This is a genomic window from Enteractinococcus helveticum (genome assembly GCF_001657475.1).
GTDB lineage: Bacteria > Actinomycetota > Actinomycetes > Actinomycetales > Micrococcaceae > Yaniella > Yaniella helvetica.
Genome location: NZ_LXEY01000030.1, coordinates 1 through 414, shown reverse-complemented (window position 1 = coordinate 414; position 414 = coordinate 1). Strand labels below are relative to the sequence as shown.

Annotated in this window: 1 pseudogene; it reads left to right on the top strand. The window is 32.4% G+C overall.

Going from position 1 to position 414, the window contains the following annotated elements:
* Positions 1-4: 4 nt before the first annotated feature.
* A pseudogene (locus A6F49_RS17415) lies at positions 5-414 on the top strand (sodium:solute symporter family transporter); the annotation flags it as partial.

The window sequence follows — 414 nt, the reverse complement described above, 5'->3', positions numbered from 1 at the left end:
GTATATTACTGCATTATCAGCTGGAGCTTCAGATATGAGAGGATGGATGATTATGGGGCTACCTGGTTCTGTCTATAGCACTGGTCTATCAGCTATGTGGATTACAATCGGTTTAACATTAGGTGCTTATATAAATTACTTTGTTGTTGCTCCTTGACTTCGTGTTTATACCGAATTAGCTGGAGATGCAATTACATTACCAGATTTCTTTAAAAATCGTTTAAACGATAAAAATAATGTGTTAAAGATTATTTCTGGATTGATTATCGTAGTATTCTTTACATTATATACACATTCTGGTTTCGTATCTGGTGGTAAATTATTTGAAAGTGCTTTTGGATTAGATTATCATTTCGGTTTAATATTAGTTGCTTTCATTGTCATTTTCTATACTTTCTTTGGTGGATATTTAGC